The organism is Pseudomonas fluorescens, from assembly GCF_001623525.1.
Lineage (GTDB): Bacteria > Pseudomonadota > Gammaproteobacteria > Pseudomonadales > Pseudomonadaceae > Aquipseudomonas > Aquipseudomonas fluorescens_Q.
The window spans coordinates 1469982-1482229 of the sequence record NZ_CP015225.1 but is presented as its reverse complement, the minus strand read 5'-3'; the positions used below and the strand labels follow the sequence as shown (position 1 = coordinate 1482229).

Below are 12248 nucleotides of genomic sequence, written 5' to 3'. Positions count from 1 at the left end.
TTGGGGGAGAAATGTCAATGAGGGGATGCGTGAGCGTCCCCTTCTTATCGTCCTTGAGGAAGCCCACCGTTATCTTGGGAAGTCAGAGAGTGGGCACGCAAAAGAAATGGTGCAGCGGATTGCTAAAGAAGGTCGCAAGTTTGGAGTCGGCGCCATGATTGTTAGTCAACGTCCATCCGAGATAGATGAAACTATTTTATCTCAGTGTGGAACAATTATATCGCTGCGTATAAATAACTCGACGGATCGTGGGATAGTCAAAGCAGCTATGTCCGATGGCTTGGCCGGGATTGTTGACTCACTACCCATCCTTAGAACAGGGGAGGCTATTATAGTAGGAGAAGCAGCACAGCTCCCTACCCGGTGCAGATTCAATGTTTTACCAGATGATAAATACCCTAACAGCGGAGACCCAAAAATTGGCGAAAAGTGGAACGCTGCACGCGGTGATGAAGATTACTCCAAGCTTGTTCGGGCATGGAGAAACCAAGATAGTGCGCAATAGGAGAAATCATGGAACGTGTATCTGTTAGCTCTTCAAATATCGCCTCGGTTGGACATGACGAGTCATCGCAAATTCTCGAAGTGGAGTTCTTGAATGGGGCGGTATACGAATATTACGATGTGCCTGAACATGTCTACCAGGAGTTGATAACCGCATCTTCCGTGGGAGGTTATTTAGCGCACCGGGTAAAAAATGTGTACAGTTTCTCCCGTGTTGGATAGGACTGTTACATGATACATGTTTTTTTGGTTTGACTTTCATGGATCACGCTTTGTTCAGAGGAGGTTCGCATCGTGATGCAACCTCCTCGGTGAATCACGGCTCTAGATCACTGATCTTTAGGATTTGGCTCAGCAAGAATGCGCACCAAACTTTTAGTCTAGTCAAAATAATCCATGCTCAGCAACGACATCGTGGATGAACAACCTGGGTGGTCCAAGTCGTATCCATAGGGTGACGCGTCGGATATCGACGGGTGAACTCTGTGGGAGTTCTTCACCACACGGCATTATTTTTAAAGTTTCGTCCTAAAAGCAGTCTAAATTTTACGTAGTTCTTTAAGTTTTTCTGAATAATTCGCAGGGTTGTTGGGGCGTATGGTCATTCATCTTGTTGATGGTGTTCATTACCGTTCTAGCGAATGGCCGTATTAAGGGACTGAGCAGCCTCTGGCCACCGACTGACTGCTTCTGGCCGATTTCTGCCCGGCTCAAAGGGCTACAACCGACCGAGGCTGTGTGAAAACGCATGCGCCGTTTTGAAGTCTGCGTTGCTACGTAAAATCTGCCAGCGTTTGGTTCATCAGCCAGATCGGAAATTTGCGTAGGAGCGCGATTTTCATTCCAGTCCTGACTGTAAAACCTGCTCCAAAACGTTTTCATTCATCCTAGACCCATAGCGGACACTAACTACGTAGTCAGGCGCTACGTGACAAAGCTAGGTTTTCGGTTTGACATAGACAATAGGCTCCTTGCGTTGTTGAACCATTTTGAAATCTTGGAACGACGGGCGCACTCGTTTGAGCGAGACCTGATGCGGTACTTTGCCAACCGCACGCTTAACTGCTTGCAGAGTCCAATCGCAACGACTGCCTAGAATTACTTCTTTTAACGTAAGGAGTTCATTGTTGAACGGCAGGAAGTGCATTCCATTGGGGCCTGACACTGCATTGTCGAAGCGAACGATCAAGCGATGTTCTTTCTCATAGGACCACTCCGCCGATTTGGTTGTGAGTAGCGTGTTCAGTACTTCGGCAGTCACATTGCCCAAGCGGGGATTTTCCCCAAGAAGTTTGTTAAGTCTTTTGGGTTCATAGGTGACTTCGCGGAGCCCGTGTTCGATCACCTCAAAGCCTAGGCATACGCCCTTGTGTTTGTCGCCGTAGTGCGCCCACATCACCGGACTCTGCCAAGTCGTGCTCATGCACACCAAGCCGAACGTATCGGCGACACGCCCTTGGACGTACCTAAGAACTTTGCGTGCAGCAGGTTCTCCTATTGATGCACCGAGTAACTCAAAAGGATCATTTAGCTCTGCTATGGTCGATAGCTTGAGGCGCCGCTCATGCAGAATGACTTTCGCCCACTTCTCTGAAGTTAAGTAGTACAGCTTCATTTTTTCCCTCGCTTGTGCACGGAGCGTTTCCTTGTCGCTATCTTTGAGTACCTAACGTCCAGGGCAAGCGTCCGCTTGACCGACCAGTTAGGCGATTTTCTAGGCGCGTTCATGGCTTGTGTTGCGTGCTCAGTTCAACGAACAATTCCTCTCTGGCTTTCGCTTCCATTTTTTCGGTGTAGCCATAACGACGAGCAATTGGCATTGTTATGGTATCGAGTTTGGCGGTGACCTCACGGAATAGATCGGTTATGCCTTGTAGCTCTTCGATCATTCCCGCTCGACCTGCTTCGTGCGTGAGCTAGACGGCGTGATGGGAAAAGTAGCTGTGCGCTAGCCAGTTGCGCTTCTCTAAAGTCGTGGACAGTAGTGTGGAGACTCCGATTGTAGGTTGCCCTTCATCCTTCATCCTTTGAAGCAACCGCCCCATTGTTTTACCAAGTTCTTTCTCTTCATAGGCATCAAAGTCTGAAGCCCACTTCTCTGAGTCCTTAAAGTTCTTCACGTTCTTGGGGAAGAAGTCCAAAAACGTAAGATGAGTGAACATGGACTACTCCACGCACTGTGCCCAGTACATGGCTAGTCCATAGAAGGCCCACACGTCACGTACGTGGTCGTCCTCGTCCATTGCTGATCGCCTAATGTCTAGAGTGTGCGAAACGAACGACCTTAAACCGTTTTTTTTGCATTTTCACGGTTCCAGTTGGCGGATTTATTTTTTTGGATTAATTCTTCTTCTAAGTAATTTCGCAAGGATTCGGGTTTTATTGTGAGCCACGATATTTTTATGCTGCCGCCAGACTCCACGTGCTGTATTACGCTGGAGAGCTTTGATCCGGTTGCTTCATGCTTTTTGAAAAGATGATTTCTGACCCGCTGTCGGGCTAATTTTCTAGTGCTCTTTCCTATATAGCGTAAAGAGTATTCATTTGAACCTTTGGGAGCTGTGAATATTGCGTAGATATTTGCCGAGCCGGACACTAGATCAAGCAGTTCGCTATTCTTTGATTCAAGCTCCGAACTATTCCATGGTGAAGTGTCTTCTTTGGGGTACGCAACAGGTTGCTGCCTTTCTTCTTTCAGAAGCTCTGCTTCAACAAGGCCTAAGTAGGCTTCAAGAGTTTCTAATTCCTCATACTTCATGTATGGCAAAACCTTATTGGGTAATATTGTGCGTATAAACGAACCATGTGGTAGATAACATGACGAGATGAGACCAGCAGACCGCTCTGGGATAGACAGGACGAGGTAGAAGCATGGATTGAATACACCATTCCTGCGGTTCCCTTAGCTGGTGGTGTTCGGGTTAGCACAAGACTAACCTCGGAGAGAGCCGCTCACAATCCCAGCCCCATCGATTTAATACGATTGACTGCTTTTGGCCGAAACTGTGTAAAAACGTTTTTGAGCGCGATAGGTACTCAAAATCGGACTGGAAATCGCGTTTTTACGCGAAATCCACATTTGCTGACGTCCCGATAAATTTCAGATGTAACGTAGATGTTCACACTTCAATTTTTGGCGAAGTGTTTTTACACACTCTGGGCCGAAAGCTGTCGGTTTGCTTTCACTCCGGCGTCATCATCACCGCGAGCGTCATCTTGATGAACTCCTCATACTTATCGATGGCTTCCAAGGCGCCGCGCACGTTGTCGTGCGTCGTCGGCCGATCTGCGCTGCTTGACCCAATTTGAAAGCTCCAGGATGGCGGCCTTAAGGGCGAGTTGGTTTTCGATGATCTTGAATAGCAGGGAAGGGAGCAGGTCAGAGTTTGGTATCGTGAATTCTCCGTAAGAAATCAGCGTAGCAGTGATGATTGAGAGTAAGCGTCCAGCCAACACAGCTTCCAGTCCCAACGGTTAGGAGGAAAGTGGATGATTACGGTGTAGCCTGCTTAATCACCGTTTGGTTGAGTGAGGTTTCATCTCCGAATTGGGCCTTTTGTTTCGAGTGGACACCGCAATGGACTCTGACCATGAACCTTCGTTTGAAGGTGCTAAGACAATAGATCTCATTTACTACGCCGGCGATGAGGCGCGTCCCCGAGCGCGTGAACGGCTGGTAAACGAACGCATGTGCGCATTATTTGATGATGTTGAGGTATATGACGGCTACGAAGTCTCAAGACAGGTATATCGAGAGAATATGTTCGGAGGCGGGATGTATTGGGAGCAACATCGCCCTCCATCCCTAGGCCCATTCGAGTTACAACCTTCAGCTTTTTTGGCCAAAGCGCGTGCCATGCGACCCGAATGTCCAGAAGCTACGGCATCGGCCTTCGGGAGTTGGGTGTATAGCCTCTATGGCCGACCAGGCAATGATGAAGATGCGTTGAAGCGCGGCCTGGAGGCGGAAAAGTTGATCTTCGAGCTTGGCAACCGTGAGTACATAGGCGCGAGAGAGGTGTGGACTATCGCCAATGCCAACATGCTGGCGAGGCGAGGCGACGGTTGGCGCCTGATGCATCAGGGCCTGCACCTAAATAGCGATACCGTCCCGTTCGTCGAGTTGGATGAACTGCTCGTGCGCGGCCAACCGCTGCGAGCATCGCCGGACTTGGTCTTTCGCAATGCAAAAACCGGGCATGTGCTAGTGGTGGAAATCAAGCTATCCCGGCAGTCCCTACCATCCAATCTTTGGCCCAACGTTTGGGCGCAGCTTTGGTGTTATTCGCACATTCCTGTGGCACGACAGGCGCCTCGGGTAACGGTCACGGGCGAAGTCTGGGGTGAATCCATCCGGCAAGGTTCGCGACGGAGGCCATCTGTGCATTCGCTCTATCTTCGAGCGGTGGTGCGGCGGGACCCGCGATCTGCGGCCTACAACCGTTTTTTTTGCGAGCTGTTCGACATTTATCGTGGCGAGTCGTGATGCCTTGAAGGCCTTGATGCTAAAGGCCTTGATTGATTCCAGGGAGCTGCATTGAAAAAACAAATAACTCAGCAGGCACCGAACATTTTTTAACCGTTTCTGAAAATAATAGTGGGGCAAAAGGAGTCGCAACTGTAACAGCGTCAGCTGTTCCGCCAAGGATATTCAATATTTTGAAACCGTCATATCAGTGAGACGCTTAGAGCAGTTGCAGCATCTTTGCGCCATTTTTCGATGGCTGCATCCACCGAAAGCTGGTCGGCCAACTCAGCCAAGTCGATACTATTGGAATACACGCGATACCCTGGAACGGATTCGGTGGTACCCACTTCGCCATCCTCAGGATAAGGCAGTGGATTCCAGACTTTGTTATACCAGTTTCCTGGGTTGTCGTTTGGTTTGTCACAAATTACAACAGATAGAACGAGGATGCTTTTAGATACCTCGGCTGTTTCTTTAGTGTAGATACCTTGATATTTATCGAATCCGGTATCACTGCGAACCCACGCACCAAACATCAAATCGCCGGGTAGGTGATTGTCCCAAAACTCATCCTGGTTTTGGTGACGCAGCCAGATCGCAGATATGTCCAGGAAGGGCAGGAAACGCAACCCGGCACTGGCTTGGTTTTCCAATCCGCGCAGGTCGCCTTGGCGAGAAAATGCATAATCTTGATAGTAAGATACGGCCTCCAGTTTGTTGCGGACGTAAGAAAGCAGATCAAATTGACGTTTCTGGTAGTTGGCCAGTAAACGATAAGCGCGGCGGACATCGAGCAAGGCCGCGTTAAGATCTTGATTCATTTTAGATTCCACTTGTCGAAGATACTTGGGTTTGTAGTTAAATGGATTGGCTTTAGTGCGCTTAGCCATAACATGCGATGAGTGTGCAAACCATGCCAGGAATAGCAGTCGGAGACGTCGGAAAGCATCCGTTGCAGTCCTGGCTCAGAGTCTTTCTTCAGCTCGTCTTCCAATATGCAGAACAGCCGCTGCCAGCTACAGCAGACCAGTTTGAATCGGGCGTCATTGCCAACAGGTAGGGCTGTGATGATGTTTTGATACAGCTCCTTATGTGTGCTGTGGCTTATATCGGTCAAGCCGCCGAGAGTCAGCAATATACAGTTTTCGGCAAGCTTGCCCTCAGCCCAACCGGCTTGCAGCTCTGCCGCCAGCTGCCCTGCATATTGTTGCCGAGAATAGTCATGACGCTTGGCCTCCACCAATAGCGACTGTTGCCCATCGCTTATCACTACATCGGGTTCGACGCGACGACCGTCAGGCAGGTACCACGATGGCCAAAAGTCGATCTCTTCAATTGCACCAAAGGCTACGCCCAACAACGTGGTTAACGTGGAACTGAATAAATCGTCTGGCAAGTAAGAAAGACGTTCGAAGACACTCGCCGTGATCACATCTTCCGAGCCCTCTGCTTGGCCGAGTATCAACCGGGCACCTTCAAGCCCAGTGCCTCGTTTCTTGCCAGAAATGACGGCATTCAACATTGTTCACTTCCTTGTGGTAGCGAGTTCATGAGTTATGCTTTGTATACCATGTCGATTTTCTTGGTGTAAAACTACACATTGAATTTGCCGTGAACACAAGGCAAATCTTCTTCATGAGCACTAGAGCAGGTCGCTTCAAGCAGCTGATACTAATGCTAGTAAACAGGTGCGGTCTGTATCACGCCCCCGTGGGTTGGGGGGGGCTTCTGCCGACGTCCGTTTCTGGCCGTTCTCGGTCAATAATCAAAGCGGACTCCGATCACGAATCGTAATCGCTCCTAGCGGGTAATTCGAGACCCGGCGCAGGGTCGCATACGACGGCGCGTGCTTGATTGGTTGTTTATCCGTAATTCGCCATCGGGCAACGCAATTAGGGCAGTTGGTGCTGCTCGATATTGACATTGGGTAGGGGGAGGTCAAAAGTCTGGAGTCTTCGCCCGAAGGACCGATCCCCGCCTGTTTCAATCATTAATTCGTAGTTTTTTACGAAATCGCCGTCTTGGGCGAATTTGGGGGAATGTTGGGAGGTGCTGCGTCAAAAGGATTAGCGATTCGCAGAATCGGCTCCTGCGGCCAAACTATTTTTCCATCTCTTCAAAACGTGCATTCCTAACCACCATCCCTAAACGGGGAGACAATGATGATCACAAGCGCTACCCGGCGACGGCAAAACGGGGGAGGGCGTCGGCATAGGCGACCGACTGGAGGCGGAGAAGATAAGGGTACTTCCTGTTTTAGGTATACGTTTAGGTATACATGTCGATCTTAATAATGCATACGTCCAGTAATTTAGCGTTCTTTAGGTGGTATGTTCGACCCCGGCTTCGGCACCATATAAAACAAAGGGTTGTATGAAGTTTCTCATGCAACCCTTTTTGTTTTGCTTGTTTTGCTTGTTTTGCTTGTTTTGCTTGTTTTGCTTGTTTGCGAATGAAGAGTTACAACCGCCGCGGAAATGCTTCCAGGATCTCACAGTGCTCCTTCGAGTGCTCCGTACAGCCAGAAATTTCAAGCCTTCGGTGCATGCATCGAGTCATGATCCTGTCTTGCTCAGGCTTTTCCGCCCAGCATGGCCACGGTCTCTTCGGTCGTCCACAACGCATTTGCCATGAAACGGTAGTTGACCAGCGCCGACGCGTAACCATCGCCTTCCGGGAGTTTCGGCCCCGCCACGGCATCTCTGACTATGGCGACTTCGAAGCCTTGCTCCAGCAGATCGCGCAGATGTGATTCGACACACAGGTTGGCCAGCATGCCGACCAGGATCACTTGGGAAACGAGCTGTTTACGCAACTGCAAGGTCAGGTCGTTGACCTGCGGTCCATACAGTTTGTGTGGTGAGCAAACAATGGTCTTGTTGTCTTCGATGTAAGGTTTGAATTCGGGCATGAAGTCACTGCCTGAACCGACGAATCCTTCCAGGCTCAAGGCACTGGGGCGATTGAAGATCTTGATGTCGTGCTGGAATTGCTCGGCAGGGCCCTGGACCTTCCACTTGTGATCATGTGGGTAGTAATAATGCGGAGAGATGGCCACGGTGATATCCGCCGTCTTCGCCGCCTTGAACAACCGCAGCAGGTTCGGCACAAGGTTTTGTTCGGTGACGCTTTCACCGACGACGCCCCAGGCCTTGCCCTTGTCGCTCATGAAGTCGATTTGCGGATCGATGACCACCAGCGCCGCGCGGGTAGTATCGAGCTTCATCGACGACTTGGGCAGCGCCGGGTCTTTGGGGTCTGCATACTTTTCCCGAGCTGAGGCGACAGGCTTGTCGGCGGCGACGACAGGCAGCGCAGTGGCTGCGGTAGCAGCCATGGCTCCGGCCACGAAGGCGCGTCGACTTACGGGGCGTAACTTGTCGGACATGGTCTTCTCCAATTTTCAGCTGCTGTGAATTAAAAAAAGTTACCCGGCCTGGCCGATCCGGTGCTTGATACATGGACCCTCAAACACTGCCGAGCTCCCCTGAGGCGGCAGTGTTGGGCTACATATCGAGGTTGATCCAACCCGGTTTTGCCTCTTCTGGTGCCACCGCATTCACGACCTTGCCGGTGGCCAGCTCCACTCGCCGTGCCACTTCCGGATCATCGGCGAAGGGAATCAGACTGGCCTCCTGAACGCTCTGCTTAGTCTGCCGTTTCAGGCAGCACTGAACCGTCATCCATACGCTTACGACGAGCAAAATCTCGAACATCTCAAGCCCCCTCATACAAGGCAATCTGCGCTTAAGTTGTAGGCCGGGTTATTGGTTACTGTGCTCATCGTGAACATCAATCAAGTCATTGGATAGTCACGGTATTGACCGACGCGCGCTCGTTAAGAGTTGTGAATCGTTGTTATTTAGACTTGTGGCGAACGGTGGGGGAAACCGCCTTGTCAGCCGAACCCCTTATCCCAAATCGCTCGCGCATAAGGGCCATGTACGACTCTTCTGTGGTGCCACGGCGCGCCTGCACCATTGATTCGATGTCCTGCGTCGCTAAATAGCGCAGACGGTCGGTGCCATCGCTCGCCGCATCGAAAATCACCCGTGCTACGTCATCGGAGGTTGACAGCCTTTGTTCACGCAAGCTCTCGAATAGTTTGGCCGTGTGGCTGATAAAAACGTCGTAATCCGTGGGAGGTGATACTTGCGCCAGCTCGCTCGCCGAACGAACACCGAACCCAGTGCTGATCACCCCACCCGGCTCAACGATTTTCACCACGATGCCTTGGGATGCCAGCTCATACGACAACGACTCTGAAAAACCTTCCAGGGCAAATTTGCTGGCGGTATAGATCGAAAGCATGGGCAGTCCGAACACCCCGGCGCCGGACGTGACGTTGATGATCACACCGGACTGACGCTCGCGCATAGATGGCAGTACGTGCCGGATGACATCCATGGCGCCGAACAGATTAACGTCAAATTGTTCTCGAATTTTTTCATTCGAGGTGCCTTCGAATACGCCGAACAGACCGAATCCGGCGTTATTGACCAAGACGTCGATCTGGCCAAAGCGATCGATACCGGTATTGATCGCGGCCTCGATACTGGCGGGGTCCTGCACATCAAGTCGCGTGACCAGCACATTCGCGGGCCCCGCAAGTTCAGCGCCGGCAGCTACGTTGCGCATGCTGGCAATGACATTCCAGCCTTGAGCCGCAAAGTGCTGTGCGGTGGAACGACCGAATCCGGTAGAGGCGCCGGTGATGAGCACGGTTGAAGTCATAATTTGATTCCCGATTGGTTTGATGTTCGCCCCACGCTGACGTACATCGCGCATGGGTTTCGGATACACCATAATCCTCGGCAATCGTTCAAACAATCAGGCTAATATGGCATGAACTAATGCAAGAAACAGCACAATGCAAAAGACCGGATTGCTTGAACTCAACGCTGTAGTCGCCTTGGCCCACCACCGGAATTTTCGTCGGGCTGCCGCCGAGCTCGGCCTGTCCCCATCGGCAATGAGCCACGCGATTGCAATGCTGGAACATCGAATGGGCGTGCGTTTGTTCAATCGCACGACTCGCAGCGTTTCATTGTCCGAAGCCGGGGAGCAATTTTTGGCGCGAGTCCGGCCGGCGTTGGCAGACATCTCCAGCGCTATGGAGTCGGCCAATCAGTTTCGTGATACCCCAAGCGGCAATTTGCGTATCAATGCTTCCGAAGGCGCAATTCAAATGATCATGACACCGGTGATCGTAGAGTTCCTTCGGCGCTACCCCGACATGCGTCTGGAGATCGTCACCAGTACGGCGTTGGTGGACATCGTCGCCGAGGGCTTTGATGCCGGGATCCGAATGGCCGAAAGCGTGCCATTGGACATGATCGCAGTACCTTGCAGCCCACCATTACGATTTGCTGTAGTTGGTTCACCCGTCTATTTTACCCGGCGCCCAATGCCGAAAACTCCGGGCGACCTAGCCAGGCACAACTGCATTCGCACTCGTTTTGCCAGTGGGACACTCTACCGCTGGGAATTTACGAAGCGAGGCCAGCAGCAGGTTATCGACGTTGAAGGGACCTTGACCCTCGACAGTCCGCACTTGATTGTCGATGCGGCACTTCAGGGGATCGGTATCATTTGTGTAAATGAATCTTCAATTGCCGAGCATTTGAATGCTGGACGCCTGGTTCGTACGTTAGAGGACTGGACGCCGGCGTATCCCGGACTATGTGTTTTTTACCCGAGCAACCGCCATATGCCGGCCGGTCTGCGGGCATTTATTGATCTGGTTCGAGAGATCATGCCTGACTCCCGGTGAGCCATGATCGAACCGGTTACCCTGTTGCAAGCTAAATGGTGTCAGTGCTAGTTCATGACAAGACATACATTCTGGTCAGCGTAATCGCCGCGCGGCGTCTCCCTGCCGAGGGCAAACGGGATTGACGCCTTTACGCCAGTCCCGTTCTACTTCTCAATTGGGCAGCTTGACCTGTCTGCTTGCGTGTTGCGGCTGGGGTTCAAGCCACGACGGGAATCAACGGATCGGCCGCCTGGAGAGCGATTTCCCGATCCGTTGCCGGTGGGTAGATCCACTGGGTGTTGATTTGGACTTTCAGCTCTTTGCCTTCCTGGCCGGTCAATACCACCTTGCGCTCCCAGCCCTCGGTGTAAACCGCACCCCAGCCCCCCAGATCCAGGCAAGTGACGTACTTGGGCTGGCTATAGGCAATCGGCTCGATGCCAAGCAGATCCGCCGCTGCGTTGTTGCCGGCGGAGCGGCCCAAGGCGATGGCGTGCTGGCAGGTCATCAGGGCGTGGTTGCCCTGGTCGTCCACGGCCGCATATGCGGTATCGCCCGTGGCGTAGATGGCGTCCTGGCCGAGCACCTTGAGGTTACGGTCAACGTGCAGCCGTCCATGCGCGTCGCGTTCGCCAGGTATTTGCCGGGTCAGAGATGACGCTTTTACGCCGACGGCAAAGATCACCGTATTTGAGGCGATTCGTTCGCCGTTGGCGAGATACACACCGTACTCATCGACCTTGGCAACTGGGCTGCCCAGGCGCCAGGTGACGCCCAGACTGGTACTTGCGTCAGCGACGACCTTGGCGATCGCTTCCCCCATGGCTGCGCCAATTTGCTCGGCCATATCCACCACGACCACACGGATATCGGCCTGCTCGCCAAGGATGGCGCGTAGACGTGCCGGCATCTCGGTGGCGGTTTCAATACCGGTAAAGCCACCGCCGACGACGACCACTGTATTGCGGGCAGCACTCTCCGGCTGCAGAACCAGTTGTTGCAGATGCGCTTGCAATCGCTGCGCCGACTCCAGGCTATCGACATCGAAGGTGAAGCGCTCGATACCCTCCAAAGGAGGACGGGCCACTTGGCTGCCAGAGGCCAGGATCAGACGATCGAAGTACAGCTCGGCGTCGCTACCTGAGGCGTCGCGATAGCTGACGCGCTGGCCGTCGGTATCAATCCGCGTGGCGCTACCCTGCACAAAGTGCACGCCTACGGCATCGAACAACGGACTGAGCGGAGCGACAGTGCTGGCCAGGTCCGCTTCATAAAAGCGTGGGCGTACGCGCAGTTCCGCTTGGGGGGCAAGCAGGGTCACACTGATGTTCTGGCGTTTCTGTTGATCGAGCAGGCGCATGGTGCTGAGCGCGCTCCACATCCCGCTGAAGCCGGCACCTATGATCAGAATTTTTTGTTTCATATATGAGTTTCCGTAGTGTGTTAGCGCTGACTGAAAGCTGAACTAGGGCAAACTGCCGATCTTGCCTGCAATGGTTCGTAGCGGATGGTTTCCTTTGG

14 protein-coding genes and 1 pseudogene are annotated in these 12248 nt (G+C 52.3%); 4 read left to right on the top strand and 11 right to left on the bottom strand.

Annotation, left to right across the window (positions count from 1 at the left end; translation table 11 throughout):
- Window positions 1-25: 25 nt before the first annotated feature.
- Window positions 26-505: an ATP-binding protein gene (locus tag TK06_RS32690; RefSeq protein WP_203417406.1), complete on the top strand. Its 480-nt coding sequence runs from the start codon at window positions 26-28 to the stop codon at window positions 503-505.
- 8 nt (window positions 506-513) lie between these two features.
- Entirely contained in the window at window positions 514-726 is a 213-nt protein-coding gene (locus TK06_RS30635) for a KTSC domain-containing protein (protein WP_086936588.1), read from the top strand.
- Between the two features lie 715 nt (window positions 727-1441).
- Here TK06_RS30635 and TK06_RS06385 read toward each other — a convergent pair.
- The 5 genes and pseudogenes from TK06_RS06385 to TK06_RS32935 form a co-directional block, all read right to left on the bottom strand.
- Window positions 1442-2119, bottom strand: a complete 678-nt coding sequence (locus tag TK06_RS06385; RefSeq protein ID WP_063321333.1) for a DUF2971 domain-containing protein — start codon at window positions 2117-2119, stop codon at window positions 1442-1444.
- A gap of 109 nt (window positions 2120-2228) precedes the next feature.
- Entirely contained in the window at window positions 2229-2393 is a 165-nt protein-coding gene (locus TK06_RS32555) for a hypothetical protein (RefSeq protein WP_161951731.1), read from the bottom strand.
- A 27-nt stretch (window positions 2394-2420) separates the two neighbouring features.
- The gene (locus TK06_RS06380) at window positions 2421-2666 is read right to left on the bottom strand and encodes a hypothetical protein (protein ID WP_063321332.1); all 246 of its coding nucleotides are present in this window, start codon (window positions 2664-2666) and stop codon (window positions 2421-2423) included.
- Window positions 2667-2788: 122 nt separating this feature from the next.
- A complete protein-coding gene (locus tag TK06_RS30630; protein WP_086936587.1) occupies window positions 2789-3262 on the bottom strand; it encodes a hypothetical protein in 474 nt (157 codons plus the stop codon).
- Window positions 3263-3686: 424 nt separating this feature from the next.
- Window positions 3687-3897 (bottom strand): annotated as a pseudogene (locus tag TK06_RS32935) (hypothetical protein).
- A gap of 184 nt (window positions 3898-4081) precedes the next feature.
- On the opposite strand from TK06_RS32935, the gene TK06_RS06370 reads away from it, so the two are divergent.
- Window positions 4082-4990: a hypothetical protein gene (locus TK06_RS06370; protein WP_063321331.1), complete on the top strand. Its 909-nt coding sequence runs from the start codon at window positions 4082-4084 to the stop codon at window positions 4988-4990.
- Between the two features lie 182 nt (window positions 4991-5172).
- On the opposite strand, the gene TK06_RS06365 is transcribed toward TK06_RS06370, so the two are convergent.
- From TK06_RS06365 to TK06_RS06345, 5 genes are all read right to left on the bottom strand, one after another.
- Complete coding sequence (locus TK06_RS06365) at window positions 5173-5793, bottom strand: hypothetical protein (protein ID WP_063321330.1); 621 nt, start codon at window positions 5791-5793, stop codon at window positions 5173-5175.
- Window positions 5790-6494, bottom strand: coding sequence for a hypothetical protein (locus tag TK06_RS06360; protein WP_063321329.1), 705 nt, complete (start codon window positions 6492-6494; stop codon window positions 5790-5792). The genes TK06_RS06365 and TK06_RS06360 overlap by 4 nt, the downstream gene beginning before the upstream one ends.
- Window positions 6495-7544: 1050 nt before the next feature.
- The gene (locus tag TK06_RS06355) at window positions 7545-8198 is read right to left on the bottom strand and encodes a cysteine hydrolase (RefSeq protein WP_238992649.1); all 654 of its coding nucleotides are present in this window, start codon (window positions 8196-8198) and stop codon (window positions 7545-7547) included.
- Between the two features lie 280 nt (window positions 8199-8478).
- Window positions 8479-8688: a hypothetical protein gene (locus TK06_RS06350; RefSeq protein ID WP_063321327.1), complete on the bottom strand. Its 210-nt coding sequence runs from the start codon at window positions 8686-8688 to the stop codon at window positions 8479-8481.
- Between the two features lie 142 nt (window positions 8689-8830).
- On the bottom strand, window positions 8831-9760 hold the full coding sequence (locus tag TK06_RS06345) for an SDR family oxidoreductase (RefSeq protein WP_063321326.1): 930 nt from the start codon (window positions 9758-9760) through the stop codon (window positions 8831-8833).
- An 82-nt stretch (window positions 9761-9842) separates the two neighbouring features.
- On the opposite strand from TK06_RS06345, the gene TK06_RS06340 reads away from it, so the two are divergent.
- On the top strand, window positions 9843-10745 hold the full coding sequence (locus TK06_RS06340) for a LysR family transcriptional regulator (protein WP_063321325.1): 903 nt from the start codon (window positions 9843-9845) through the stop codon (window positions 10743-10745).
- A 199-nt stretch (window positions 10746-10944) separates the two neighbouring features.
- Here the strand turns inward: TK06_RS06340 and TK06_RS06335 are convergent, their stop codons facing one another.
- Window positions 10945-12150 carry an NAD(P)/FAD-dependent oxidoreductase gene (locus TK06_RS06335; protein WP_063321324.1) on the bottom strand — a complete coding sequence of 402 codons (1206 nt, stop codon included), beginning with the start codon at window positions 12148-12150 and terminating at the stop codon, window positions 10945-10947.
- Window positions 12151-12248 lie beyond the last annotated feature (98 nt).

Coding starts and splice junctions, on each gene's coding strand:
- TK06_RS06365 (WP_063321330.1), bottom strand. CDS start 5,793: ATGAATCAAGATCTTAACGCGGCCTTGCTCGATGTCCGCCGCGCTTAT.
- TK06_RS30635 (WP_086936588.1), top strand. CDS start 514: ATGGAACGTGTATCTGTTAGCTCTTCAAATATCGCCTCGGTTGGACAT.
- TK06_RS06335 (WP_063321324.1), bottom strand. CDS start 12,150: ATGAAACAAAAAATTCTGATCATAGGTGCCGGCTTCAGCGGGATGTGG.
- TK06_RS30630 (WP_086936587.1), bottom strand. CDS start 3,262: ATGAAGTATGAGGAATTAGAAACTCTTGAAGCCTACTTAGGCCTTGTT.
- TK06_RS06345 (WP_063321326.1), bottom strand. CDS start 9,760: ATGCGCGATGTACGTCAGCGTGGGGCGAACATCAAACCAATCGGGAAT.
- TK06_RS06380 (WP_063321332.1), bottom strand. CDS start 2,666: ATGTTCACTCATCTTACGTTTTTGGACTTCTTCCCCAAGAACGTGAAG.
- TK06_RS32555 (WP_161951731.1), bottom strand. CDS start 2,393: ATGATCGAAGAGCTACAAGGCATAACCGATCTATTCCGTGAGGTCACC.
- TK06_RS06350 (WP_063321327.1), bottom strand. CDS start 8,688: ATGTTCGAGATTTTGCTCGTCGTAAGCGTATGGATGACGGTTCAGTGC.
- TK06_RS06370 (WP_063321331.1), top strand. CDS start 4,082: ATGGACTCTGACCATGAACCTTCGTTTGAAGGTGCTAAGACAATAGAT.
- TK06_RS32690 (WP_203417406.1), top strand. CDS start 26: ATGCGTGAGCGTCCCCTTCTTATCGTCCTTGAGGAAGCCCACCGTTAT.
- TK06_RS06355 (WP_238992649.1), bottom strand. CDS start 8,198: ATGAAGCTCGATACTACCCGCGCGGCGCTGGTGGTCATCGATCCGCAA.
- TK06_RS06340 (WP_063321325.1), top strand. CDS start 9,843: ATGCAAAAGACCGGATTGCTTGAACTCAACGCTGTAGTCGCCTTGGCC.
- TK06_RS06385 (WP_063321333.1), bottom strand. CDS start 2,119: ATGAAGCTGTACTACTTAACTTCAGAGAAGTGGGCGAAAGTCATTCTG.
- TK06_RS06360 (WP_063321329.1), bottom strand. CDS start 6,494: ATGTTGAATGCCGTCATTTCTGGCAAGAAACGAGGCACTGGGCTTGAA.